General features: G+C 73.1%; 22 protein-coding genes. 9 read left to right on the top strand and 13 right to left on the bottom strand.

From position 1 onward, the window contains the following. Positions 1–16: 16 nt before the first annotated feature. From Ae505Ps2_RS17455 to Ae505Ps2_RS17440, 4 genes are read right to left on the bottom strand one after another with little or no spacing between them, the layout of a single operon-like run. Positions 17–442, bottom strand: coding sequence for a universal stress protein (locus Ae505Ps2_RS17455; protein ID WP_075311483.1), 426 nt, complete (start codon positions 440–442; stop codon positions 17–19). A 3-nt stretch (positions 443–445) separates the two neighbouring features. Next, entirely contained in the window at positions 446–1,435 is a 990-nt protein-coding gene (locus Ae505Ps2_RS17450; RefSeq protein WP_043280325.1) for a tripartite tricarboxylate transporter substrate binding protein, read from the bottom strand. Between the two features lie 56 nt (positions 1,436–1,491). Continuing rightward, positions 1,492–2,976 carry a tripartite tricarboxylate transporter permease gene (locus tag Ae505Ps2_RS17445; protein ID WP_075553779.1) on the bottom strand — a complete coding sequence of 495 codons (1,485 nt, stop codon included), beginning with the start codon at positions 2,974–2,976 and terminating at the stop codon, positions 1,492–1,494. A 10-nt stretch (positions 2,977–2,986) separates the two neighbouring features. Continuing rightward, positions 2,987–3,544 carry a tripartite tricarboxylate transporter TctB family protein gene (locus Ae505Ps2_RS17440; RefSeq protein ID WP_158071470.1) on the bottom strand — a complete coding sequence of 186 codons (558 nt, stop codon included), beginning with the start codon at positions 3,542–3,544 and terminating at the stop codon, positions 2,987–2,989. 169 nt (positions 3,545–3,713) lie between these two features. Here Ae505Ps2_RS17440 and Ae505Ps2_RS17435 point away from each other — a divergent pair, with 169 nt between their 5' ends. After that, positions 3,714–4,469, top strand: a complete 756-nt coding sequence (locus Ae505Ps2_RS17435; RefSeq protein ID WP_075311479.1) for an IclR family transcriptional regulator — start codon at positions 3,714–3,716, stop codon at positions 4,467–4,469. A 218-nt stretch (positions 4,470–4,687) separates the two neighbouring features. Here Ae505Ps2_RS17435 and Ae505Ps2_RS17430 read toward each other — a convergent pair whose 3' ends face one another. The 3 genes from Ae505Ps2_RS17430 to Ae505Ps2_RS17420 all read right to left on the bottom strand — a co-directional run bounded on the left by Ae505Ps2_RS17430 (position 4,688) and on the right by Ae505Ps2_RS17420 (position 6,849). Then, positions 4,688–5,389 (bottom strand): TetR/AcrR family transcriptional regulator, encoded by a 702-nt coding sequence (locus Ae505Ps2_RS17430; protein WP_075333171.1) that lies wholly within the window; start codon positions 5,387–5,389, stop codon positions 4,688–4,690. Between the two features lie 88 nt (positions 5,390–5,477). After that, positions 5,478–6,233, bottom strand: coding sequence for an SDR family oxidoreductase (locus Ae505Ps2_RS17425; protein ID WP_075553778.1), 756 nt, complete (start codon positions 6,231–6,233; stop codon positions 5,478–5,480). A gap of 76 nt (positions 6,234–6,309) precedes the next feature. Further along, entirely contained in the window at positions 6,310–6,849 is a 540-nt protein-coding gene (locus Ae505Ps2_RS17420; RefSeq protein WP_139318978.1) for a metal-dependent hydrolase, read from the bottom strand. 119 nt (positions 6,850–6,968) lie between these two features. On the opposite strand from Ae505Ps2_RS17420, the gene Ae505Ps2_RS17415 reads away from it, so the two are divergent. After that, positions 6,969–8,279: a D-arabinono-1,4-lactone oxidase gene (locus tag Ae505Ps2_RS17415; protein WP_020627459.1), complete on the top strand. Its 1,311-nt coding sequence runs from the start codon at positions 6,969–6,971 to the stop codon at positions 8,277–8,279. Further along, positions 8,261–9,271, top strand: a complete 1,011-nt coding sequence (locus Ae505Ps2_RS17410; protein ID WP_075553777.1) for an alanine racemase — start codon at positions 8,261–8,263, stop codon at positions 9,269–9,271. The genes Ae505Ps2_RS17415 and Ae505Ps2_RS17410 overlap by 19 nt, the downstream gene beginning before the upstream one ends. A gap of 2 nt (positions 9,272–9,273) precedes the next feature. Here Ae505Ps2_RS17410 and Ae505Ps2_RS17405 read toward each other — a convergent pair whose 3' ends face one another. Together Ae505Ps2_RS17405 and Ae505Ps2_RS17400 are read right to left on the bottom strand one after the other, a co-directional pair. Then, on the bottom strand, positions 9,274–10,992 hold the full coding sequence (locus Ae505Ps2_RS17405) for an AMP-dependent synthetase/ligase (protein WP_075333169.1): 1,719 nt from the start codon (positions 10,990–10,992) through the stop codon (positions 9,274–9,276). Continuing rightward, complete coding sequence (locus Ae505Ps2_RS17400; protein ID WP_075311469.1) at positions 10,989–12,398, bottom strand: NAD(P)/FAD-dependent oxidoreductase; 1,410 nt, start codon at positions 12,396–12,398, stop codon at positions 10,989–10,991. The genes Ae505Ps2_RS17405 and Ae505Ps2_RS17400 overlap by 4 nt, the downstream gene beginning before the upstream one ends. Before the next feature lie 89 nt (positions 12,399–12,487). Between Ae505Ps2_RS17400 and Ae505Ps2_RS17395 the strand changes: the two genes are divergently transcribed. Beyond that, complete coding sequence (locus Ae505Ps2_RS17395) at positions 12,488–13,189, top strand: TetR/AcrR family transcriptional regulator (protein ID WP_075311467.1); 702 nt, start codon at positions 12,488–12,490, stop codon at positions 13,187–13,189. A 22-nt stretch (positions 13,190–13,211) separates the two neighbouring features. On the opposite strand, the gene Ae505Ps2_RS17390 is transcribed toward Ae505Ps2_RS17395, so the two are convergent. Next, positions 13,212–13,649 (bottom strand): SRPBCC family protein, encoded by a 438-nt coding sequence (locus Ae505Ps2_RS17390; RefSeq protein ID WP_075311465.1) that lies wholly within the window; start codon positions 13,647–13,649, stop codon positions 13,212–13,214. Positions 13,650–13,961: 312 nt separating this feature from the next. On the opposite strand from Ae505Ps2_RS17390, the gene Ae505Ps2_RS17385 reads away from it, so the two are divergent. Continuing rightward, the gene (locus tag Ae505Ps2_RS17385; RefSeq protein WP_075311463.1) at positions 13,962–15,158 is read left to right on the top strand and encodes a hypothetical protein; all 1,197 of its coding nucleotides are present in this window, start codon (positions 13,962–13,964) and stop codon (positions 15,156–15,158) included. A gap of 73 nt (positions 15,159–15,231) precedes the next feature. Here Ae505Ps2_RS17385 and Ae505Ps2_RS17380 read toward each other — a convergent pair whose 3' ends face one another. Next, positions 15,232–16,353, bottom strand: a complete 1,122-nt coding sequence (locus Ae505Ps2_RS17380) for a DoxX family protein (protein WP_158071469.1) — start codon at positions 16,351–16,353, stop codon at positions 15,232–15,234. Between the two features lie 90 nt (positions 16,354–16,443). Here Ae505Ps2_RS17380 and Ae505Ps2_RS17375 point away from each other — a divergent pair, with 90 nt between their 5' ends. Both Ae505Ps2_RS17375 and Ae505Ps2_RS17370 read left to right on the top strand, forming a co-directional pair. Then, on the top strand, positions 16,444–17,406 hold the full coding sequence (locus Ae505Ps2_RS17375) for an ROK family protein (protein ID WP_020626789.1): 963 nt from the start codon (positions 16,444–16,446) through the stop codon (positions 17,404–17,406). Positions 17,407–17,449: 43 nt separating this feature from the next. Continuing rightward, entirely contained in the window at positions 17,450–19,171 is a 1,722-nt protein-coding gene (locus tag Ae505Ps2_RS17370; RefSeq protein WP_075553776.1) for an alkaline phosphatase D family protein, read from the top strand. Positions 19,172–19,229: 58 nt separating this feature from the next. Here the strand turns inward: Ae505Ps2_RS17370 and Ae505Ps2_RS17365 are convergent, their stop codons facing one another. Continuing rightward, entirely contained in the window at positions 19,230–20,012 is a 783-nt protein-coding gene (locus Ae505Ps2_RS17365) for a maleylpyruvate isomerase family mycothiol-dependent enzyme (protein ID WP_075313068.1), read from the bottom strand. 85 nt (positions 20,013–20,097) lie between these two features. On the opposite strand from Ae505Ps2_RS17365, the gene Ae505Ps2_RS31260 reads away from it, so the two are divergent. Both Ae505Ps2_RS31260 and icmF read left to right on the top strand, forming a co-directional pair. Then, the gene (locus tag Ae505Ps2_RS31260) at positions 20,098–20,481 is read left to right on the top strand and encodes a hypothetical protein (RefSeq protein WP_139320181.1); all 384 of its coding nucleotides are present in this window, start codon (positions 20,098–20,100) and stop codon (positions 20,479–20,481) included. 127 nt (positions 20,482–20,608) lie between these two features. After that, positions 20,609–23,875 (top strand): fused isobutyryl-CoA mutase/GTPase IcmF, encoded by a 3,267-nt coding sequence (icmF, locus tag Ae505Ps2_RS17355; protein ID WP_075313066.1) that lies wholly within the window; start codon positions 20,609–20,611, stop codon positions 23,873–23,875. A 72-nt stretch (positions 23,876–23,947) separates the two neighbouring features. Here icmF and Ae505Ps2_RS17350 read toward each other — a convergent pair whose 3' ends face one another. Further along, a complete protein-coding gene (locus Ae505Ps2_RS17350) occupies positions 23,948–25,363 on the bottom strand; it encodes an MFS transporter (protein WP_084786318.1) in 1,416 nt (471 codons plus the stop codon). Between the last annotated feature and the right edge of the window lie 43 nt (positions 25,364–25,406).

Genomic DNA, 25,406 nt, shown 5'->3' with positions numbered 1-25,406 from the left:
GTGGCAGGGGGCGGGCTCAACTGGTCGACTTCACGGCCAGAACGGGCACTGGACTGTGCTGGAGCAGGGACTGGGCAGTGCTCCCCATGAGGAACTTCCCGACCGGGGATCGGCGCCGCAGGCCGATCACCAGCATTCGGGCGTCGACCTGCTCGACGAGGTCGATGACTGCGCTCACCGGGTCCTGGCTCTCCGCGAGCTGGTGGATCTCCACGCTCACCCCGGCGGCCTCCACCTGCCGGCGTACCTGCTCGAGGTCGGACCGGGTGGCCAGCTGGGAGTCCATGTAAGCGCCGTGCGCGGAGTTCACGACGACGACGCCGGTCTCCCAGCGCTGCGCGTGGACGACGGCGGCGTCGACGGCCGCGTGGCCCTGCGCGGTGGGGACGAACCCCACGACGATCGGCTGCGACTCGGTGAGTGGCTCGGTGGTGTCGGACATGGCTCAGACATCCGCCTTGACCTGGTCGAGGACCGACGCGAACGAGCTCTCGGTCTGGTCCCACAGCTGCTGGGAGGCCGTGTGGTCGAGGAACGAGGGGGTGAGGTTCAGGTCCTTGAGCCGGGCCAGCGTCGCCGGGTCGTCCATGACGTCGGCGATGGTGCTCGAGAGCTTCTCGACGACCTCGTCGGGAGTGCCTGCGGGCACGACGAACCCGCGGCTCGACGCGAGCTCGAAGTCGAAGCCCTGCTCGGCGAAGGTCGGGACCTCTGGAAGGAACTCGTTGCGCGAGGCTGCCGCTACCCCGAGGACCTTGCCCTGGTTGTTGGCCACGACCTCCTGGACGTCACCGACGTTGGTCACGAGGACCTCGACGTTGCCGCCCAGGAAGGCGGTCGCCGCGGGGGCGGCGCCGTCGCTGAAGTGCACCGGGCTGAACTGCGCTCCGCTCAGCTGCTCGAAGAGCACCATGGCGACGTGGTCCTGGGTGGCGACACCCGAGGTGGCCATCCGGATCTTGCCCGGCTCGGCCTTGCCCGCGGCGACGAGGTCCTGCAGGGACTGGTACGGGCTGTCGGGGGCGACGACGAAGACCTGGGGGTCCTGCACGTACATGGCGACCGGGTCGAAGCTGTCGTGGTCGTAGGACGCACCCCGCGCCGGGTCCAGGTAGGACAGGATCGTCCCGGCGAGACTGACCGTGCTCATCGTGTAGCCGTCCGGCGAGGAGGACACCAGGGCGGAGTTGCCGACCTGGCCACTGGCACCGGGCTTGTTCTCCACGACCACCGGGCGCCCCAGCTTGTCCTCGATCCCGTCGGCGATGAGCCGGGCGCCGACGTCGGTGGAACCCCCCGCGCTGAAGCTGACGATCAGGTTGACCGGCTTGCTCGGGTAGGTGGTGGCGTCGGAGCTCCCGGTCTGCGGGGTCGCGCACCCGGCGGCCAGTGCTGCCACGAGCACCGTTGCTGTCGTGGCAAAGATCTTCTTCATGGTGTTCCTCGCTCGAGATGAGTCGGGTGGCGATGGATCGGTGGGCCTGGTGTGGGTCATGCGGCGGAGTCGACCGGCAGGTGTGCCTTGCGCTTGAGGTTGGCCCCGACGACGGAGCCGACCAGGAAGGTCAGGGCGAGCGGGCGCGTCAGGAAGATCGACAGGCTGCCCCCGGAGAGCTGCAGCGACTCCCGCAGCGCGCTCTCCAGCAGCGGCCCGAGCACCAGCGTCAACACCAGCGGAGCCAGCGGCACGTGGAGATGGCGGAAGGCCAGGCCGACGAGACCGAAGAAGATCATGACGAAGACGTCGATGATGCTGTTGTTCACCGCGTACGAGCCGATCACGATGAACGAGAAGATCAAGGCGCTGAGTACCGAGTACGGGATGGCGAGCAGCCGCGTCCACAGCCCGACGAGAGGGACGTTCAACAACAGCAGCAGGGCGTTGCCGATGAACAGGCTGGCGATGACGGTCCACACCAGGACGGGATCGTCGACGAACAGCCGCGGCCCAGGGGTGATGCCGTTCTGGAGGAACGCGCCGGCCAGGACAGCGATGGCCGGTGAGGCCGGGATGCCGAGGGTGAACAGCGGGACCAGGGCCGCGTTCGAGTGCGAGTTGTTGGCGGTCTCCGGTGCGGCGACGCCCTCGATCGCGCCGGTACCCAGCTCGCCGCGGTGCTTGGAGACCTTCCGCTCGGTGCTGTAGGCCAACAGCGACGAGATCGCCGACGTCACGCCGGGCACCAGCCCGACGACCGCGCCGATCACGGTGCCTCGCCCGATGGCGGGCGCGGCGCGGCGCACGTCGGTACGCGTGGGCACCAGGTTCCGCAGACGAGGCGCGGTCGGCCGCGCCGAGTTGCCCCCGGCGACGTAGAGCAGCTCACCGAGGCCGAAGATCCCCACCAGCACCGGGACGATGCTGATCCCGTCGAGCAGGTGCTCGCTGCCCATCGTGAACCGCGGCGCGCCTGCGACGGGGTCGATGCCGATCATGGCGATCAGCAGGCCGAGAGTCGCCGAGATCAGCCCCTTGACCAACGACCGTCCGACCAGGCCCGCCAGCAGCGCGATGCCGACGAGAATGAGACAGAAGAACTCCGGCGGCCCGATCGCCAGCCCGAGCTGCGCGAGTGGCTGCGCCGCGACGACCAGGCAGATGGTGGCGACGGTGCCACCGATGAACGATCCGATCCCCGCGATGCTCAGCGCGATGCCTGCTCGTCCCTGCTTCGTCATCTGATACCCGTCGATGCAGGTGATGGCCGATTCACCCTCGCCGGGAATGTTCAGCAGGACGCTCGTGATGGTGCCGCCGTACGCGGTGCCGTAGAAGATCGCGGCGAGCATGATGATCGCCGAAGCCGGCTCCATCCCGAAGGTCAACGGCAGCAGGATGGCGATGCCGGCGGTCGCGCCGATGCCCGGCAGGATGCCCAGCGCGGTGCCGATGAGGCACCCGATCAGCGCGTACAGCAGGTTGGCCGGGGTGGCAGCGGCGGCCAAGCCCTGCCCCAGGAACTCGAGTGTGGTCATCCCTCAGTCCCTAGAAGCCCAGCACACGGAGGAAGTCCAGCGACGCGGCCGGAAGGTTCACCGACAGCACGCGGGTGAAGAGGCTGAAGACCCCGAAGCTGCCGATCGCCGCGATGGCGGCGGTCAGCAGCCAGCGACGGTGCCCGACGAAGCGCAGGTGGAAGACGAGGAACAGCAGCATGCTCAGCTGGTAGCCGATCAGCGGCATCAGGATCGCCAGGACGACGAGGCTCCCGACGATCGTCGCCACCTGACGCATCCGCAGGGGCTGCTCGTCGAGTTCGGGATCGAGTCCGTCGACCTCGTCGTCCGGCATCGAGGTGGCCACGGGCCGGGTGCGCCCGGCCCGCACCTCCTCGAGAGCCCACAGCACCGACAGCACCCCCAGCAGACCCCCGAGGAGCAGCGGGAAGAACCCCGGGCCGGGGCCCAACGGCGCCCACAGCCCGAGACCCAGCGAGGCGACCACGACGACGACCGACAGGGCGATCAGAGCCCCCGGGAACAGCAGTCGCCCCCACCTCGGGCCCGGCCCGGCCCCTGGCGCCGGAGGCGCGGGATCAACCACGCCTGATCGTTCTGGTGTCACCCTTGACTCCTCGTCGATGCTCTCATACTATGAGAGCTACTATCAGCTTGTGATGGCGTCGAACGCTAGGCGGCCCCTGCCTGCTTGTCAACGCCGTCGCAGAACGTCGGCCGACAACGCAGCGGAGCGACCGACGAGGGAGGACACGATGACCGGAGAGAAGGCACCGTCGACCATGCGCTCCCTGGAGCGGTCGATCGACGTGCTGGAAGTCCTGGAGAGCGCGGGGCGACCACTCCGCCTCGCGGAGGTCGCTTCCCTCACCGACCTGCACATCGCCACGGCCCAGCGGATCCTGAGCGTCCTGGAGTCCCGCAACCGCGTCGAGCGGGACGAGTTCGGCTACCGAGCCGGGGTGAACCTGATCTTCGGAGCCAACGCCTACTTGACCACCAGTCCGCTGGTGGCGGCCGCCCGACCGGTTCTGCAGGAGCTGGCCGAACGCACCGGCCTGACGGCCTCGCTCTTCGTGCGCACCGGTTGGCACCGCGCCGTCGTCGCCCGCGTCGACGGCACCCGCCCGATCCACTACCAGCTGCCGATCGGAGCGCGACTCCCCCTACACCTCGGCGCGGGTAAGACGCTCGCCGCCTCCATGTCCGCGGAGGAGTTCGCCGCCTTCGTCGCATCCGCCGACCTGTCGTCCGACGCCACAGGCAACCCCGTCCAGCCCGAGGCGCTGCGCGCGGACCTCGAGGTCATCCGTCAGCAGGGCTTCCAAGTCGCACGCAACGAGCGACAGATCGGGTCCATGTCGATCTCCGCCCCCGTCCGCCGTCTGAAAGACCGGGAGACCGTGGGCGCGGTGACCATCGGGGCGGCCGTGGAAGACGTCAGCCAGAGCGACGTCGAGAACCTGTCGATCGAGGTACAACGGGCGGCAGCCGCAATCCGCGTCCCTTAGGCCTGCCGGTTCGAGGTCCACTTCAGGGTCGACCTGGAGGCTCTCCTTCGAGAACGACAGAGAGCGGCCGGTGGCTCCCCCTCGCCCGGCCCGAAGGCAGCCGCGTCATGCCGCGAGCGCGACGAACCAGCGCCGGGTGACGGGCGTCGAGGCGGACTGCCGGCACCAGGACCTCCCGACGCCATCTCGACACCCGCGCGCCGCGTTCCGCGGAACGCTCACCCCCGACGCGCGAGCTCGGCCAGCCACTTCTTGAGCAGCAGCGTCTCCGGCACCCCCAGGACGTCGTTGTCGTCCGGCAGCGTGAGCAGGGCCGCCGCTGCCGCGCCGACGCCCGGTTCCCCGGGCGCTCGCTCGCCCTGTCCGCCGGTGATCGCGGCGAGGGTGGCCTCCCGCACGTCGGCCGACAGCCCGGGGTCCGGGCGCGCGGTGATGATCTGGCGCAGGGTGACGCCGACGTTGGCGGCCAGGATGTGCGCCGCGGCGCGTTCCGGGGTCACGGTCAGCCGTCCCCGGCGGTCGGCCTCGCGGGTCAGGCCGAGCAGGGCCGCGGACGGTCCGTCCTGGGCCGCGGGCCGTCGTCCGGGCGTGACCTGGCCGTACATGAGGGCGTAGAAGCCGGGGTTCGCGATGCCGAACGCGACGTGGGCGTCCCATCCGTCGCGGATGTCCTGGATCGGGTCCCCGCTGGACTCCTGGGCCCGCTTCGCGGACAGGTACTGCTCGAACCCGTGCTCGACGACGGCGTCGAGCAGGCCTTCCTTGCTGCCGAAGAAGTGGTACAGCGTCGGGAGGCGCACACCGGCGGCGTCGCAGATCGCCCGCAGCGGCACGCTCTCCCCGGGCGAGGCCGCGATGAGGTCGGCGGCCGCCCGCAGGAGCCGGTCCCGGGTCCCGGTCTCCGCCGGTCGATCTTCCACCGGCCCACTGTAGGGCGGCCGCGCGGCGCCGGGACGGCGACGGCGGCGCCCCGGCCGCCGTCGCGCCCCGGCGCTCACGACGACGTCCTCACCGCGTGGTGTAGCCGCCGTTGGCGAAGATCGTCTGGCCGGTGATCCAGTGCCCCTCGGTGGCGAGGAACCGCACGATCGGGGCGATGTCCTCGATCCTGGTGAGCCGCCCGCCCATCGCCTGCGACTTGTGGAACTCGACCCGCTCCGGGGTCTCCTGCGGGTAGAAGAACGGGGTGTCCATCGGACCGGGCGCGATGCTGTTCACCGAGATGCCGCGGTCGGCGAACTCCTTGGACGCGGCGCGGGTGAAGTGCTCGACCGGGGACTTCCCACCGGCGTAGGTGGAGTAGCCGTCGGTGAAGGCGGCCAGCAGCGCCGTGACGATCGTGATGATCGAGCCGTTGTCGGAGACGCTGCGGCCCGCCTCCTTGATGAAGAAGTACGCGGCCTTGGAGTTGATGTCGAACATCGAGTCGTACTCGGCCTCGGTGGTCTCCACGATCGGCTTGCGGAGCACCTTGCCGACGGCGTTGACGGCGACGGCGATCGAGCCCAGCGAGCCCGTCGCGTCCGCGAAGAGCTTCTCGACCTCCGCCGGGACGGTCAGGTCCCCCTGCAGCAGCACACCCTCGCGGCCCGCGGCCTCGACCGCCTTCAGGGTCTCCTCGGCCTCGGCGCGCGAGGACTCGGAGTTGTAGTGGATCGCGACGTTCGCCCCCGCCTCGGCGGCCTGACGGCTGATCAGGCCCCCGAGGTTCTTGCCGCCCGCGGCGACGAGCACGTTCCGGCCCTGCAACGACTGTGTGGTCATGCGCTCTCCCAGATCGAATGTATCGCTTGTATATACCTGTGTATCAGCTATACAGAGCGATGTCGACCGGGACCGCTCAGAACGCCCAGGTGCCGGTCATCAGCGCGACCCCCGTGACCGCCAGCAGTCCAACGACGACGTGTTCCCCGGTCCCGCCGGTCCGGAACCGCAGCATCCGCGGCCAGCGGATCCCCGCCAACGGCCAGAACGCGAACCGGTTCCCGTTCGAGGTCAGCTCGTCGCCGATCGCACCGATCCAGCAGCCCGCACCGGCCGCGACGCCGGTCCAGACCGCCGTCTGACCGGGCAGCAGGTACCCGGTCCCCCACCACGCCAGCAGCCCGACCGCGGCCGCGAAGACCGGCGAGTGCGACAGCCCGCGGTGCGACACCCCGGTCGCCACCCGGGACAGCCACCGGATCACCCGGCACAGCAGCCAGGTCACCGGCGGCAGCGCCCGCGCCGCGACGCTCGACGGATGGTCCAGGTCCGGCGCGAACGCGGCCAGCGCGCACACCACCACGACCACCGGCACCAGCACCGGTGGCGGCGGCACCGCCGAGCACACCGCGAGCCCCAGCACCGCACCCGACAACGCGTGCGTACGCCCCATCATCGTGACCCCCACCTTCCCCAGAAGAACACGGAACGTAACCACGCGCCACCGTCCCGGCCGGTCCCCGACACGCGTGGGACGGTCTTGACCACACCCGGTGGGCCGCGCAGGCTCGCACCGTGACGCAGTGGTGGCGCAACTGGGCGGGCAACCAGCGCACCCGTCCGATCAGGACGGTCCGGGCGCGCGACACCGGCGACGTCGTCGACGCCGTCCGCCGGGCCGCCGAACAGGGACTGCGGGTGCGTCCGCTCGGCAGCGGCCACTCCTTCACCGGGATCGGCGTGCCCGACGGCGTCGCGCTGGCGGTGCCCGCCGACCCGGCCGGGCTGCGCTGCGACGGCGCGCTCGTGACCGTCCCGGCCGGGGTCACCCTGCACACGCTCAACCGGTGGCTGTGGGCGCGCGGACGGGCGCTGCCGAACCTCGGCGACATCGATGCCCAGACCGTCGCCGGCGCGATCTCCACCGGCACCCACGGAACCGGCGCCGGGTACCGCGGCATCGCCGACGCGGTGCGCGGGCTGCTCCTCGTCGACGGCACCGGCACGGTGCACACACTCGACACGACCCGCGAGCCCGACCTGTTCGACCTGGCCAGGGTGGGGCTCGGGGCGCTCGGGGTGATCGTGGAGGTGACCCTGGAGACCGTCCCCGCGTTCCACCTGCACGCCCGCGAGAGCGCCCGCCCGCTCGCCGAGGTCCTCGACGGCCTCGACGCGCTCGCCGCGGCACACGACCACGTCGAGTTCTATTGGTTCCCGCACACCACCACCGCGGTGCTGAAGACCGACGACCGGACCGGCGCGACCGGCCCCCGCCGCAGCCGGGCCGCCGCCCTCGTCGGCGACGAGCTGCTCGGCAACGGCGCGTTCGGGCTGGTCCAGCGGGTCGCCGCGGCGGCACCGCCGCTGGTGCCGCGGCTCAACCGGGTCATGGCCGGGCAGATGGCCGCCGGGGAGTACGTGGCCCCGTCCTACGCCGTGTTCTGCAGCCCGCGCCGCGTGCGGTTCCTGGAGATGGAGTACGCCGTGCCGCGGACCGCGCTCGGTGAGGCGTTCGCCGGGCTGCGGGCCGCCGCCGCCCGGCACGCCGTGGACGTCGCGTTCCCCGTCGAGGTCCGGGTGCTCGGCGGCGACGACATCGCACTGTCCACCGCGTACGGACGCGACACCGCCTACCTCGCGGTGCACGTCCACGCGCGACGCCCGCACGAGGCGTACTTCGGCGCCGTCGAGTCGGTGCTGTCCGCACTGGACGGACGTCCGCACTGGGGCAAGCTGCACACCCGCACCGCGGAGCAGCTGCGGCCCCGCTACCCGCGGTTCGACGCGTTCGTCACCGCGCGGGACCGGCTCGACCCGGAGGGCCGGTTCCGCAACCCCTACCTCGACCGGGTCCTGGGGGTTCCGTGCACGTCGACGACCTGACCACGCCCGCGCTGCTGGTCGACGCGGCCGCGCTGGAGGCCAACCTCGCGGACATGGCGGCGCTGCTGCCCGGCCCGCGGCTGCGTCCGCACGTGAAGGCGCACAAGACGACCGAGCTGGCCCGACGACAGGCCGCGCACGGCCACACCGGGTTCACCTGTGCCACGGTGCGTGAGGTGGAGGGCATGGCCGCGGCCGGTCTGGGCACGGACCTGCTGCTGGCCAACGAGGTGCTCGACGCGCGCCGCCTCGGTGCCGTCGTGCGGTCCGGGGCCCGGGTGACACTCGCGATCGACTCCGAGCAGACGCTGCGCGCGGCCGTCGACGGCGGTGTGCGCGAGGTGCTGATCGACGTCAACATCGGACTGCCGCGCTGCGGGATCGCGCCGGCCCGCGCCGGGGCGCTCGCCGACGCCGCCCGCGCCGCCGGGCTGACCGTGCGCGGGGTGATGGGCTACGAGGGCCACCTGCAGATGCTCCCCGACGAGGCCGAACGGGACCGGCTCACCACCGAGTGCACCGACCGGCTCCGCGCGGCGCACGCCGACGTCGGCGGCGAGATCGTCTCCGGCGGCGGCACTGGGACTCACGCGGTGAACACCGCGTGCACCGAGATCCAGGCCGGGTCCTACGCGCTGATGGACACCGCCTACACCGCCGCCGGGCTGCCGTTCCGCCAGGCGCTCACCGTGCTGTCCACGGTGGTCTCGACGACCGCGCCGGACGGCGACATGCCCGGCTGGGCGGTCGCCGACGCCGGACTCAAGGCGTTCGGCATGGACCACGGCAACCCCACCGTCCCTGAGGGAAACGTGTGGTTCTGCGCCGACGAGCACCTCGTGTTCGCCGCCGACGCCCCACCGGCCACCGGCGACCGGGTGCGGATCGTGCCCGCCCACGTCGACCCCACCGTCGCCCTCCACGAGCAGATGCACGTCGTGGAGGGCGACCGGGTCGTCGACACCTGGGCGGTCGACCTGCGCGGCTGGTGAGGTCAGCCGGCGTCGATGCCGCCGCCGTCGTACAGCGACTCGACCGTGTCGGCGAACTTCTCGGTGATCGGGCGGCGCTTGAGCTTCATGGTCGGGGTGAGCTCGTCGCCGCCGGGGATCCACGGGTCGGGCACGATCGCGTACCGGCGGACGGTCTCGACCCGGGCCAGGCGCGCGTTGCCCTCCTTCACCGCGCGGGCGACCTCCTCGCGCACCGTCGGGTCGTCGTGGGCCCGGCCGGCCGCGACGTCCGGGTCCAGCGCGACCAGCGCGACGTTGTAGGGCCGGGCGTCGCCGATCACGCACAGCTGGCCGATCAGCGGGGACCGGGACTTGATCGCCGACTCCACCGCCGACGGGGAGATGTTCTTCCCCGCCGCGTTGATGATCAGCTCCTTCTTCCGGTCGACGATCCGCAGGTAGCCGTCCTCGATGACGCCGATGTCGCCGGTGCGCAGGAAGCCGTCCTCGGTGAACACCGCCGCGGTCTCCTCCGGCTTGCCGCGGTAGCCCCGCATCACGGCCTCGGACCGCATCAGGACCTCGCCGTCGGAGTCCAGGCGCAGCTCGGTCCCGGGCAGCGCGGGGCCCGCGGTGCCGACCCGGATCGCGTCGGACGGGTTGCAGGTGCACGCGGCGCAGTTCTCCGACATGCCGTAGATCTCGCCGAGCGGGACGCCGATCGCGTGGAAGAACAGCGTCAGCTCCGGCGCGCTCGGGGCGGCACCGATGTTGGCCGACCGCGCCTCGTCCAGGCCCAGTGCGGCCCGCAGCGACGCCAGGGCCGGCGCGGCGGCCTCCACCCGGGCCGCGAGCTCGGCGGGCACCGGCTCCCCGGCCTGGGTGAGCCGGGCGGCCTCGGTCCCGTCGGCGATCGCCGCCTCCACGAGCGCGCGCTCCCGCGGCTCCCTGGCCGCGACCGCGGCCTCCACCCCCGCCTTGAGCTTCTCCCAGATCCGGGGCACCGCGAAGAACGAGTGCGGGCGCACCTCGCGCAGCGCCGCGCCGATCTCCCGCGGGTTCGCGCACGTCGTGACGTCGAGGCCGAACAGGATGGCCATGTAGTACGACGCGTCCCGCTCGGCGATGTGGGCCAGCGGCAGCCAGCACACCACGCGGTCCCCGGGCCGCAGCCCGAACACCGTGCCGACGGTGCGGTTCGCGCTCATCAGGTTGCGATGGGTCAGCTCGACGCCCTTGGGCGGGCCGGTCGTCCCCGAGGTGTAGATGATCGTCAGCAGGTCGTCCGGGGTCACCGCGGCCGGCGTGGCGAGCGGCTCGGCCGTCAGCAGCGCGTCCCACCCGGTGGCGCCCTCCGGGCCGGGCCCGTCGAGGACGACGACCCGGCAGCCGGCCGCCGCAGCCGGTGCCGCCGCGACGGCGGCGAAGCTCTCCTGCACGAGCAGGACCGTGGCGCCGGAGTCGCGCAGCACGTACGCGATCTGCTCGGGCGAGGAGGTGTTGTAGATCGACACCGTGGCCGCCCCGAGCAGCACGGCGCCCAGGTCGGCGACGTGGAACTCGGGCCGGTTCTCCAGCATCAGCGCGACGACCGAGCCGTGGCCGACACCGAGCCCGGCCAGGCCGGACGCGGCGCGGCGGGCCAGCGCGTCGTACTCCGACCAGGTCCACCGGACCGCCCCGTCCCGGGTGCGCAGCGCGACCTCGTCGGGGCGTGCGGCGACGGTGTCGTGCAGGGCGTCCAGCAACGTTGCGGTCATGCTCCGGCCTCCGGGGCGATCAGGGCCGGCGCCCGTTCCGGGGACGCGGTCGCCGGGGTGAGGCCGCGCCGTGCGGACTCCTCGCGATTCTGCACGAACCCGCGTGCCTCACGGACCCTGGCGATCTCCCGGCCGACGTCGCGCCGCAGCACCCGCCACAGCTCGGCGCGGTCCACCGCCGGGTCGCGCACGCAGTCGCGGACCCAGCCCAGGAGCCGGGTCGGGCGGAAGACCTGGGTCGGTGGCCGCCGGCGGGAGAACACGTCCCACAGCTCGGTGGCGCGGTCCTCGCTCGCGGCGAACCAGCGGTAGGACGCGCGCTCCAGCGGTGAGACGTCGTCGTCACGCCCCAGGCCGTTGGCCCACTGGTACATCGGCAGGCACTGCTCGTCGCGGTCGGACTCCCAGCGCGCGAGCGCGGCGTCGAGGTCGGCCGGGTCGTCCAGGTACGGAGCGACGGCCTCGCCGAGCAGGCGGCCGAAGCGCAGCGCGTCGCGGATGCCCTGGGCGGTGACCGGGTCCTTGAAGTGACCGGCGTCGCCGGCGAGCGCCCAACCCGGCCCCTGCGAGTGCCGGAAGTACGACGGGTGGCTGCGCGAGGTGCGGACCTTCGACGCCATCGTGCAGCCGCGCAGCCGCTCGGCCAACGGCGCGATCGCGGCCACGGTCGAGGAGAACGCGCCGGTCGCGTCGCGCCGGAACTCCTCCGCGCGTTCCACCGGCGGCATGAGCAGCACGACGGACTTCCCGCCGTCGCACGGGAAGACGGTGGCGAGCTCGCGCCCCTCGCGCCACTGGGCGGCGACGCCGCGCAGCTCCTCGCGGGGGTCGTCGTAGTAGGCGAAGGCCATCATCCGCTGGTTCTCCCAGCGGTGGTGCTCGCGGGTGCCGACCAGGCGGGCGACGGTGGAGCGACGCCCGTCGGCGCCGACCACCAGCTTCGCCCGGATCTCCCCGGTGCGGTCCTCGCGGTCCTTCCAGCGGACCCCGACGACGCGTCCGTCGTCGTCGTGGAGCAGGTCGGTCACCCGGGTTGCCTCGCGGACCTCGGCCCCGGCCGCGCGAGCGGTCTCCACCAGCGCGAGGTCGAGCCCGGGGCGGCGCACGCAGGACCCGGTGGCGATGCCCTCGTAGGCACCGTAGCGACCGGTGATCTCGACCTCCGGCGTGCCGAGCGCGGCCCGCGGATGCAGCGGCGGGTCCAGCGCCAGCACCCGGTCCCTGGCCCCGAGCCGTTCCAGCTCCGCCCAGTGGTGCGGGAAGAACAGGTGGGTGGACAGCGTGTCCGAGGGGAAGGTCGCGCCGTCGAGGGCGACGACCGCACGGCCGCGGCGGGCCAGGGCGATGGCGGCGGCGGAACCCGCACAGCGGGCCCCGACGACGAGCACGTCGGTGTGGGTCTCCATGAGCAGCGACGATGGCAGTTCGGTGAGTGTTTTACAAGAGCGTTCATTCAGTGAACGCACTTCTAAAACACTGTGGTTATCCTGTCCCGGTGACGACGAGCGCAGGCACGACGGCAGCGGCGCGGGGCGAACGCCGGCGCGCCAGGACCCGGGCCGCGATCCTCGACGCCGCCGAGGAGGTCTTCCGCCGCGAGGGGCACGAGACCGCGCGGATCGAGGAGATCGCCGACCTCGCCGACGTGTCGGTGGGCTCGATCTACACCCACTTCGACGGCAAGCTCGGCCTCTACCTGACCCTGGTCGAGCGGTCGCTGGACCTGTTCGCCGCGTACATGGCGCGGACCGACGCACCCGAGCTGACCCCGCTCGGCCGGGTCCTCGCGGGGGGCGACGCCTACCTGCGCTTCCACCTGGAGCACCCGGGCGCCTTCCAGTTCCTGGCCCACCCCCGACCCGCCGGCGCGGTGCACTCGGGCGGGGGCGACATCGAGACGCGGATCCGGGAACGGGTCGGCGGCCTGCTCGACGACTTCGCCGCCCGGATCGACGCGGCCGTCGCCGCCGGGGAGGCTCGACCGGTCGACGCCGGCAGGCTCACCCGCTACCTGTGGGGCGCGTGGAACGGCGTGATCGGGCTGAGCCTGCAGCCCGACGGGCTGCGGCTCTCGCCCGACGAGGTCGCCGAGACCCTCGAGCTGGGCCGTTGGCTGCTGCGCGAGGGGCTGGCCACGGCGTCGCTGCGCGGACCGGACGGCACCGTCGGCGACCGGGTGCCCCTGCCCCGCGTCTGACCTCGGAGCAGGGTCCGTCCGCTCACACCCAGCGTTGCGCCAGCGCGGCCAGCCCGGCCGCGAACACGCCGTTCGCGAACAGCCCGGCGAGCTCGCCCTCGTCGGCCCCGTCCGCGTCGAACTCGGTCCACCACTCGCCGAAGGTGTGCCCGACCGCGGTGACCGGGGCCAGCCGGATGGTGGAGACGTAGCGGCGCACCGGGAACGGCGACTCGAGGATCTCGTAGGTGAGGGCGTGCCCGCGCTCGTCGAGTGCGGTCAGCTCCTCGACGACGGTGCCGCCGCCGTCGGCCAGTGTCAGGCGCCGCTGCGCACCGATCTCGCTGCCGGACGCGCCACGGATCAGCTCGCAGGTCGCGATCGCCGGGTGCCAGCGGTGGAGGCCACCGAAGTCACGGACGTGCGGCCACACCTCGGCCAGCGGTGCCGTGATCACGGCGCTGGAATAGGGACGGGGCATCGGGAACTCCTCCTCGGGAGTGTCAGGACTGCCGGCGCAGGTGAGGTCCTGTGCCACGTACTCGGCGGCGCGCGGGCGACCTCGCTGCCCTGTCCGGCAGGCTCCGGGCTCTCGCCCGTCCGCGCGGCGCGCAGGACCTCGGCGAGTTCGGCGTCGAGGGTGCCGATCACGTACGCGGTCCGCACACCGGAGTTCTACCGGGCCCCGGGTACCCGGGGCGAGGGTCGGAGCCCGGACGGCGCAGGGCACCATGGACACGCCCCCCTTCCGCCGGGCTCGTGACCTCGGGGCCCGTGACGTCGTTGGAGAGACATGCTCGGTCAACCGGACGACCCGCGTGGCATCGTGCTCCCGCTCGACGGGCGGCCCGGCGGAACGGAGACCGGCGCCCCCGAACGCAACGGTGGCCCGCGTCCCCTCCGCAACGGGAGTCCGCCTCCCGGCCCGGCCCTGCTGCTGAGCTGGGCCCCCACCCCGGCCGTCGACGACGACCGCACCTGGGCGACGTTGTCGGCATCGAGCGAGCTGGCGCGGCGGCTCGCGCCCGACGCGGGCCGCGGTCCCGCCGCGGGGCTCACCTTCCGGCTCGCGCTGCCCGAAGCGTTCGGCGCCGAGCCGCTGCTGCGCCTGGCCGGCGGTGAGACGGCGGCGGCGGCCCCCGGGTCGTCGGCGCTGGTGCCGGTCGCGCCCACCGCGCCCGGTGACCGGCACGGCGCCGGGCTGGGCCTGCTCACCCTGACCACCGCGGCCGAGATCGCCGCGACCGGTACCCAGACCCGGGTGCTCGACGAGCTGACCGCCGCGGTCGACCAGCTGGCGCCGTCGTGCGTGATGCGGCTGGACTCGCGGCTGCGGGCGGCCGAGGAGTCGCTGCGCGAGGCCCAGACCGAGCTGCTCGAGCGCGGCTCGCTCGTCGTCGACGGCGCCGGGACCGACAGCGGCTCCCCTTCGCGCGGGCTCGAGACGGCGGTCGCGAACCTGTCGGTGCTGCGCCACCAGACGCACGCCTGGATCGCGGGCTGGGAGCGGGCCGTCGCCGGGGCCGACCCGTCGGGCACGCCCGGCCTGGCGCTGCGCGACGCGCTCGGCGAGGTCGGCAAGCTCGGCTGGACCGGGTTCCCGGCCGCGGTGCACGGCGCCTACCAGGCGCTCGTCCTGGACGCCCGGCGCATCCTGCTCACCGCGGCGGACCACCTGCTGCGTGCCCCGAACCGGCCGTTGACCGCGCTGCGCCCCCTGGTCGAGAGCGACCTCGCGGGCCGGGCCGCCGACGTCGCGCGGCTGCACCGGCTGCTGACCACGCTGTCGACGCTGCCGCAGACCGTGCGCAAGCGCTCCGGCGGGATGATGCCGAACCTGATCGCCGACCAGGCGGCGGCCAACGCCCGCAGCCAGGCGCTGTTCACGCGGATGGCGAACGCGCTGCGCTCCCCGGTGTGGGACGGCCGCGTCGTCGTCGAGGTGCGGTCGCTCGACTCGGGCGAGCTGCAGGTGCTGCGCCCGATCTGACCCGGGACACGCCACGGCCCTCCCGTCCGGCGCGGTGCCGGACGGGAGGGCCGTGGACGGGTGTCGCGGTGGGTCAGCGGGCGACGGCCTTGGCGCGCTTGCGCGCGTCCTTCGCCGACGCCTTGGCCTGCTTGGCGGCCTCGGCACCGGCCACCGACGCGCGGTCGGCCAGGTCCGAGCCGAGCTTCGCGGCCTGGGACTGGGCCTGGGTGACCAGGGTGGAGAACCGGTCGACGTACTCGGGGGCACGCTTCTCCGCGCGGGCGGCGGCCTTGCGGGCCTGCTTCTCCCAGCGGGCGCGGCGCTTCTCGGCCTCGCGCACCCACTTGCCACCGGTGCGCCCGGCGGCCTTGCGGTACTGGGCACCCTTCTTGTCCACGAGCTTCTCGAGCTGGGCGCCCCGCTTCTCGGCCGCCTTCGCCAGCTTGGCGCCCCGCTTCTCGGCGACCTTCGCCTTCTTCTGTGCCGCCTTGGAGGTGCGCTCGGCGGCGGCCGAGAGCTGCTCGGACCAGGTGGAGGCCTTGTCCGAGGCGACCTCGGACAGGTGCGCGGCCTGCTCGGAGGCCTTGCCTCCCCACTCGGTGGCGCGCTCGCGCACGACCGGGCCGTACTCCTCGACGGCCCCGGCCAGCTTCTCCCGGCTGCCCGCGGCGGCCGCGGCGATCGAGGTGCCCGCACCGGCCAGCCCTGCGGCGAGCTGGGCACCGGTGTCCGAGCCGGAGCCGGAGAGCCGGGCCTGGGCCCGCTCGGCGGCCTTGCGCGTCCGGTAGGCGTGCGACGGCTTGCCGTGCGTGTCGGCGGCCGCGATGAGCAGCCCGCCGAGGAGGCCGACGTTCTTCAGGAAGTGGATCTGCTCGTTGGCACGCTTCTGCTGGTCGGTCTCCTCCCAGAAGCGGTGCCCGGCCAGCGTGGTCGGGACGAGCGAGGCGGCCAGCGCGGTGGCCGACAGGCGGGGGAACTTGCCCAGGGCGAGCAGGGAGCCCGCCACGATCTTCACACCGGCGTCGACCTTGACCAGGGTCTCGTTGTCCGGGCGCCGCTCCAGCGGGGCGTTCTCCACGACCTTGTCGATGGCCGGGGCGGCCTGGTCGAGGACGGGCTTGACGGCGGACGACAACGCGTCGGCATTCCGCAGCTCGTTGATTCCGCCGAAGATGAACACGGCGGCGAGGGCGGGTCGGGCTACACGTCGCAAGACTGGCATGGGGCACCTTTCCCCGGCCCGCCCGTCCGCAAACCCGGGGTGGGTGTGGCGTCACCGCCACGGGGTGGCAATCATGCCCGGGTGACGAACGGACGGCGGGCCATCGGGCTCGACATCGGAGGAACGAAGGTCGCCGGAGCGATCGTGGGCGAGGATGGCACGGTCCACGCCGAGCTGCGGCGCAACACCCCGGACACGTCCGATGCGGACACGATGACCACCCTCCTGCGGGAGATGGTCGAGGAGCTGCGCGGCGGCACCGAGGGCGCGGACGTCTGCGCGATCGGCGTCGGTGCCGCGGGGACCGTGGAGTGGCCGGTCGGCCGGATCCGCTGGGCACCCAACAACAACTACGAGAACTGGGACGTGCGCGGCCTGCTGGAGGCCTCGTGCGGGCTGCCGGTGGTCGTCGACAACGACGGCAACGTCGCCGGGCTGGCCGAGGCCCGGCTCGGCGGGACCCGCAACGACGACATGGTGCTGCTGACCGTGGGCACCGGCATCGGCGCGGGGATCGTGCTCGACGGGAAGATCTACCGCGGCCCGCACGGGCTCGGCGCCGAGGTCGGGCACATGAACGTCAACCCGGACGGCCCGAAGTGCGGCTGCGGCAACCACGGCTGCCTGGAGGCCGTCGCGTCCGGGACCGCGTTGACCCGGATGGGGCGCAGCGCCGCCCTGCACGACCCGCGGGGCATGATCGCGACCCTGGCCGAGGAGGCCGGCGGCGAGGTCACCGGCCAGCACGTGACCATGGCCGCGATGGCGGGCGACAGCACGGCGGCGTCGCTGTTCCAGCGGCTCGGACGGTCGCTGGGGATCGGCATCGCCAGCATCAACGCGATCTTCGAGTTCGAGGTCGTGCTGATCGGCGGCGGACTCGTCGACGCGGGCGAGCTCCTGCTCGAACCGGCCCGCCGGGCGGCCCGCGAGTTCCACTACGGACCGCCCGAGGTCCGCCCGATCCCGCCGGTGCTGCCCGCCACCTACAAGGGTGACGCCGGGAAGATCGGTGCGGGACTGCTGGCACTCGAGGAGACCTGATCTCGCTCCGCGACCGGACCGGGGCGCGACTACCCTCGGACGGGTGACACTCCTGCTCGGACCGGTGCTGCGGCACGTCGACGAGACCAGCGCCCTGGTCTGGGTGCAGACCTCCGGCCCGTGCCGCGTCTCGGTGCTCGGCTGCGACGCCGAGACCTTCGAGGTGGCCGGCCACCACTTCGCCCTGGTGCAGGTGACCGGGCTGACGCCGGACACCCGCACCGCCTACGAGGTCCATCTCGACGGCGAGCGGGTCTGGCCGCTGCCGCACTCGCCGTTCCCGCCGAGCCTGATCACGACGCGCGGCGCGGATTCCGAGGCCCACCAGCGGATCGTGTTCGGCTCCTGCCGCTACGTGAAGCTCGCCGACCCGAAGCAGGCCCGCCGGTACGGCCTCGACGCACTCGACGTCTACGCCGGCCGGATGGCCGGGCTGCCCCCGGAGACCTGGCCGACCACGCTGCTGCTGCTCGGCGACCAGGTCTACGCCGACGAGCTCACCCCGCAGACCCGGCGGCGGATCGCCGGGCGCCGGGAGCAGCACCCGGACTGGCCCGACGACGAGATCGTCGGCTTCGACGAGTACTCGGGCCTCTACCGCGACACCTGGTCGGACCCCGAGGTGCGGTGGATGCTCTCGACCGTCCCCACCGCGATGATCTTCGACGACCACGACGTCCGCGACGACTGGAACACCTCCGGCGCGTGGCGCGAGCAGATCGCCCGCAAGCCCTGGTGGTCCGAGCGCATCCGCTCCGGCCTGGCCTCGTACTGGGTCCACCAGCACCTGGGCAACCTCTCCCCCGCCGAGCTGGCCGCCGACCGGACCTGGCAGGAGGTGCAGGCCGCCGACGGCGACGTCTGGCCGCTGCTGTCGCAGCGGGCCGCCCGCTGGGACGTCGAGACCGGCACCGGCGACGCCCGCGGCAAGGACGAACGCTTCTCCTTCTGCTGGGAGCTGGGCCGTACCCGGCTGATCGTCCTGGACTCCCGCAACGGGCGGATCGTCGAGTCCACGCCGCGGCGGATGGTCTCCGACGCCGAGTTCGACTGGATCCGGACGAAGGCGCTCGCCCCCGGCGACGTGGACCACCTCGTGCTGGGCACCTCGGTGCCCTGGCTGATGCCGCAGGTCATCTCCGATCTGGAGGCCGCGACCGAGAAGGGCGCGGACGGGGCCGGCCGGGTCGCGGCGGTCGCCGAGTGGGCCCGCCAGGAGGCCGACCTGGAGCACTGGCCCGCGTTCGGGCACTCCTTCGCCCGGCTCGCCGAGCTGATCCGCGAGGCGTGCCGCCCGCGTGGCGGGGACGCACCGCCCGCCACGGTGTCGGTGCTGTCGGGCGACGTCCACCACTCCTATGCCGCCGTCGCCGACGTGCACACCCACTCACCCGGGGACCGGCCGGGCCGTGGCCCGGAGGGCACCCGGGTCCATCAGCTGACCTGCTCCCCGGTGCACAACGTGGTCCCCGCGGTGATGCGGGTGATGTTCCGGATCACCTGGTCGCGGCTGCTGGGCAGGCTGACGACCCGCTGGACCCGCCGCACCGGGGCCGGCAGCGCGGGTGTGGCCTGGGAGCGGACGGCCGGCCCGCTGTTCGGCAACCTCGTCGCGACCCTGGAGACCGACGGGCGACGGGCGTCGTGCCGGTTCGAGCGGCCCCGCTCGGCCGCGGTGCTCGACACCGCGGCCGAGGTCGTGCTGACCCCGCAGTCGCCGCCCGCCGCGGCGCAGCAGCGCGCGGGGACGGTCCCGGCGGGCTGAGCGCGGCGCCGGCACCGCTGTCCCCCGCCCGACCGCGCACGCGCGTGACCGGTCCCGCTCAGAATCCGGTGCGGGCCAGCCACCCCGTCCAGACGCCGGCGTCGCCGAGGACCTGGAGGCGGTCGTCGTCGGCGGGGATCCGGCGGGTGACGCCCTGGAGCAGGTCGGCGGCGGTGCCGCGGACCGCGGCGTCGCCCTTGCCGTGCCCGTGCTCCCAGACGACCCGTCCGCCCGCGCCGCGGACCATCCACTCCCCCGCCCCGTCCGGGACGTCGTCGGTGGCGTGCAGGTGCAGCGTGGCGCCGTCGGCCAGCGGCGGCTCGTCGGCGGCGGGGCGGGCCGCGAGCAGACCCAGCCACTCCGAGACCCCGTCGGCGGCCACCTGCGGGTCGATCGGGAACGGCGCCCCGAGCGCGACGGCGGCGTCGGCGCGGTGCACCGTCGCCTCGTGCAGCCGCCGCCGCACCCACCACGCCGAGGGCCGCGGCCCGGTGAAGGTCCACACCGGCGCGGTCGGCCCCGCCGCGACGACGGCGTCGAGCAGCTCGGTCGCGCCGTCGCGCAGCCACTGCGCCGCGACCTCCGGGCCGCCCTCGGGCGGCTTGCCCCCGGGCACCTCGCGCGGGTCGAGGGCCTCGGTCGCACCGGTGGCGACCATCCGGGCCGCCCACCGGTGCCCGCGCCCGACGTGGCGGAGCAGCTGCAGCAGCGACCAGCCGGGGCAGGTCGGGACGGGGGTGGCCGGGTCGGCCGTCGCCAGCAGCGCGGCGAGCCGGTCGTTCTCGGCGAGCAGGACGGCGGCATACGGGTCGACAGCGGTGCGCTCCGGTGTCGTGGTCATGAATTCGTACCCCCGGTCGCGGAACATGTGGGTGGGTTGCGGCGAGTCGTGCATGACGGTCGCCCGATTCGGGTAGGCATGGATCATGCCGCCTCATCGCGACTGGACGCGACGGGGCGCGGGGCGGGCGCTGCTGTACTGGCCGTTGACGGCATTCCTGTTGGTGGCCGCGTTCCCCGCGTACTCCGTGGTGCTGGTCATCGCCTCCGGGATCCTGCTGCCCACCCTCGGTCTCGTCGCCGGCCTGGCCGGGAAGCGCTGGCGGGCGCGCAAGCTCGCCCGGGCGCGTCGTGCGCTGTCCGACGTCGTGGACACCACCCCGAGCGCCGAGGACGGCTCCGTCGCCCACGAGGACGGGTCCGGCGGGACCGGTCCGGGGGCCGCCTGGCCGACCGGCCGGCACGCACGGCGGGCCCGTGAGCAGGCAGCTCCGGCCGCCGAGGAGCCCGCGGCACGCGACGCGGCCTGACCCGCACCGCACGACCCGTTGTGACGCTCGCCGACTTCCTTGTACGTCCAATACTAGGATGTCAAACTAAACCGGCCGGGACACCGCCGTCCGCCCGGCGGGAGGAACGTCGCCGATGAGCACGGAGATGAGCACGGGCACGAACGCCCAGGCCGAGCTGCACGTCCCCACGCATCCGGTCCGTTTCGTGACCGCGGCCAGCCTGTTCGACGGGCACGACGCCGCCATCAACATCATGCGCCGGATCCTGCAGCGCCAGGGGGCCGAGGTGATCCACCTCGGCCACAACCGCTCGGTCGACGAGGTCGTGACCGCCGCGATCCAGGAGGACGTGCAGGGCGTCGCGATCTCGTCCTACCAGGGCGGGCACGTCGAGTACTTCTCCTACCTGGTCGAGCTGCTGCGCGAGCGCGGCGCCGGCCACATCAGGATCTACGGCGGGGGCGGCGGCGTGATCGTCCCCGAGGAGATCGAGCTGCTGCACTCCCGCGGCGTCTCCCGGATCTTCTCCCCCGAGGACGGCCAGCACCTGGGCCTCCCCGGGATGATCAACATCATGATCCGCGAGTGCGACACCGACCTCGCGGCCCAGCCGCCGTCGTCGTTCGACGGGCTGTTCTCCGGGGAGACCGCCACGCTGGCGCGGGCGCTGACCCTCGCCGAGTCCGGGACGCTGCCCGCGGAGGTCCGCGAGCGCGTCGCCGCGTCCGAGCGGCCCGTCCCGGTCCTCGGCATCACCGGCACCGGTGGTTCCGGCAAGTCCTCGTTGACCGACGAGCTGGTGCGCCGCTTCCGGCTCGACCAGGAGGACAAGCTCCGCATCGCGGTGCTCGCCGTCGACCCGACCCGGCGCAAGGGCGGCGGTGCGCTGCTCGGCGACCGCATCCGGATGAACGCGCTGTCGTCCGGGTCCGCCGGCGCCGGAGGCGGTCACAGCCCGGTGTTCTTCCGCAGCCTCGCCACCCGCGGCGGCGACGGTGGCTCGCTGCCCGAGCGCCTCGGCGACACCATCGCGGTGCTGCGCGCGGCCGGGTTCGACCTGGTCGTCGTCGAGACCCCGGGCATCGGCCAGGGCGACGCGGGCATCGTCCCGTTCGTCGACCACTCGCTGTACGTGATGACGCCGGAGTTCGGCGCCGCGTCGCAGCTCGAGAAGATCGACATGCTGGACTTCGCCGACGTCGTCGCGATCAACAAGTTCGAGCGCCGCGGCGCCGAGGACGCCCGGCGCGACGTCGGCCGCCAGCTGGTGCGCAACCGCGAGGAGTTCGGCGCGACCTGGGAGGACATGCCGGTCTTCGGCACCTCGGCCGCCACCTTCAACGACGACGGCGTCACCGCGCTCTACCAGCACCTGCTCGGCCTCCTCGCCGAGGACGGGCTGGCCATCGGCGAGGGCAGGCTCCCCCGCGTCACGACCAAGACCTCCAGCCACCACGCCGCGGTCATCCCGCCGGACCGGGTCCGCTACCTCGCCGAGATCTCCCAGGCCGTGCGCGGCTACCACGCCGACACCGAGTCCCACGCGCAGGCGGCCCGCACCGCCCAGCACCTGCGCACCGCCGCCGAGCTGGTCGGCGGCGACGACCTGGCGCAGGCGCTCCGCACCGCCGAGAAGAAGGTCCCGGCCGAGTCCGCCGAGCTGCTGGCGGCCTGGCCGTCGCGGGTCGCGGACTACTCCGGCGACGAGTACGTCTACACCGTGCGCGACAAGGAGTTCCGCACGAAGCTGACCAGGGAGACGCTGTCCGGCAGCAAGGTCCGCCGGGTCGCGCTGCCCCGCTTCGACGACGACGCGGCGCTCCTGCGCTTCCTGCGCAAGGAGAACCTGCCGGGCTTCTACCCGTTCACCGCCGGGGTGTTCCCGTTCAAGCGCGAGGGCGAGGACCCGGCGCGCATGTTCGCCGGCGAGGGCGACCCGTTCCGCACCAACCGCCGGTTCAAGTACCTCTCCCAGGACTCCGACGCCAAGCGCCTGTCGACGGCCTTCGACTCGGTCACCCTCTACGGCCACGACCCCGACACCCGCCCCGACATCTACGGCAAGGTCGGCACCTCGGGCGTCTCGATCGCGACGCTGGACGACCTCAAGGCCCTCTACGACGGCTTCGACCTCTGCTCACCGACCACGTCGGTGTCGATGACGATCAACGGCCCGGCGCCGACGATCCTCGCCTACTTCCTCAACACCGCGATCGACCAGCAGGTCGAGCGGTTCCGCGACGAGCAGGGCCGCGAGCCCGACGCGGGGGAACGCGAGGAGCTCGTCGCCTACGCGCTGGCGAACGTCCGGGGCACGGTGCAGGCCGACATCCTCAAGGAGGACCAGGGCCAGAACACCTGCATCTTCTCCACCGAGTTCTCGCTGCGGATGATGGCCGACATCCAGGAGTGGTTCATCGCGCACAAGGTGCGCAACTTCTACTCCGTCTCGATCTCCGGCTACCACATCGCCGAGGCCGGGGCGAACCCCATCAGCCAGCTCGCCTTCACCCTCGCGAACGGGTTCACCTTCGTCGAGAGCTACCTGGCGCGCGGCATGGACGTCGACGACTTCGCGCCCAACCTGTCGTTCTTCTTCTCCAACGGGATGGACGCCGAGTACACGGTGATCGGCCGGGTCGCCCGCCGCATCTGGGCGATCGCGATGAAGGAGCGCTACGGGGCGAACGAGCGCTCGCAGAAGCTGAAGTACCACGTCCAGACCTCGGGTCGGTCCCTGCACGCGCAGGAGATGAACTTCAACGACATCCGCACCACGCTGCAGGCGCTCTGCGCGCTCTACGACAACGCGAACTCCCTGCACACCAACGCCTACGACGAGGCGGTCACCACGCCGTCGCAGGAGTCGGTGCGCCGCGCGATGGCCATCCAGATGATCATCAACAAGGAGTGGGGCCTGTCGCTGAACGAGAACCCGCTGCAGGGCTCGTTCGTCGTCGACGAGCTCACCGATCTTGTGGAGGAGGCGGTGCTGCGCGAGTTCGAGTCGATCGCCGAGCGCGGCGGTGTGCTGGGTGCGATGGAGACCGGCTACCAGCGTGGCCGGATCCAGGACGAGTCGATGCTCTACGAGCACCGCAAGCACACCGGTGAGCTGCCGATCGTCGGCGTCAACACCTTCCTGAAGCCGGCCGACCCGGACGAGCAGCCCCAGGAGATCGAGCTGGCCCGCGCCACCGAGGCCGAGAAGCAGTCCCAGCTCGACCGGCTCGCGGACTTCCAGTCCCGGCACCGCACGGAGGCCGAGCAGGCGCTGCGGCGGCTCCAGGACGTCGCGACCGGCGACGGCAACGTGTTCGACGAGCTGATGAAGGCCGCACGGGTGTGCTCGCTGGGTCAGCTGACGACGGCGTTCTTCGAGGTCGGCGGGCAGTACCGGCGGAACATGTGAGGTCGGGGCGGGCCCGGGTGAGCCCGGCCCGCCCTACCGGGGTCGCCCCCCCCTGCCGCGGGGGCGGGCCTCTCACCAGCGGCCGCGCCGGTTCGGGATCCGCGCGGCGGCCAGGCCGACCGCGGCGAGTGCCACCGCCAGCACCCCGTAGGCGATCCCGGCGGCGAGGCCCGGGTCGTCGGCGGCGGTGACGGCGGCGGTCAGCACCGACACCGCCGCGATCCCGCCCATCTGCCGGAACATGATGCGCAGCCCGGACACCGCGGCCACCTCGTCGGGCACCAGGTGCATGCCGGCGTTGTTGGCGGCAGGGCCGGACAGGCCCGTGCCCAGCCCGAGCAGCGTGGACCCGGCCAGCAGCCACACCGTGGGCCCACCGAACAGGGGCGTCACCGCGGTGACCACCAGCCCGGCGACGACGGCGACCAGCCCGCCGAGCAGCAGCGGCCGGAACCCGAGCCGGCGCAGCAGCGCCACCGCGACCGCCGAGGTGACGATGGTGCCGATCGCGCGGCCGGTGAGCAGTGCCCCGGCGACGAACGCGGGAAGGTCGTAGCGGACCTGGGCGTAGAGCGGCAGGGTCGCCGAGAACCCGATCACCACGGCGCCGAAGACGACGTTGGTGACGTTCATGATCCCCAGACCGCGTCCGGCGAGCAGGTGCACGGGGACGACCGCGTCGGGCCGCCGCCGGGCGTGCCGGACGAACACCGCACCCGCCACCAGTGCGACCACGCCGGCCAGGACGGTCCAGCCCGGCCCGGACGCGGGCGAGCCGAGCCGGGTGATGGTCAGCATCGTGGCGAGCAGGGTCAGGACGAGCAGTGCGATGCCGGCGGCGTCGATCCGGGCGGTGCGCCGGTGCGGCGGGTCGTCGACCAGCGCCAGCCCGACCGCGACGAGCAGGATCCCGATCGGCACGTTCACCAAGAAGATGCCGTGCCAGGTCCAGGTGGTGAGCACCAGCCCGCCGACCAGTGGTCCGAGGATCGCGCCGATCGGGAAGACGCTGGTGAACAGGGCGAGCGCCCGGTCCCGGTCACGGCCGAACTGGTGGGCGACGATCCCGTTGGCGGCCGGCAGCATCACGCCGCCCGCGAGGCCCTGCACCAGCCGGCAGGCGATGAGCACGCCGATCGAGGGGCTGAGCGCGCTCAGCGCGGACATCACCGTGAACGCGGTGACCCCGGCCAGGAACATCCGGCGGCCGCCGAAGCGGTCGGAGAGCCACCCGCCCAGCGGCAGCGCGAGGATCTGTCTGACGGCGGCGACGGTCACCACCCAGGCGGTCCAGGCCAGGTCGGCGCCGAGGTCGCCGCTGATCGTGGTCAGCGCGGTGGCGACCGACGTGCCGTCGAGGGAGAACATCAGCAGCGCCAGGCCGACGACGGCGAACACCGGCACCCGGCGGGGCAGCGGGTCGTCGCCGGGCAGGCCGGCGGAGCCGTCCCCGGGCGGGCGGTGGGTGTCGTGGGCGGCGTCGGTCACGTGGTGGGCACACCTGTCTTCCCGGAGGAAACGGACATGATGT

Source organism: Pseudonocardia sp. Ae505_Ps2 (genome assembly GCF_001932425.1).
Classification (GTDB): domain Bacteria; phylum Actinomycetota; class Actinomycetes; order Mycobacteriales; family Pseudonocardiaceae; genus Pseudonocardia.
Note: the sequence above shows the minus strand (reverse complement) of the source record. Positions and strands in the feature narration are given on the sequence as shown.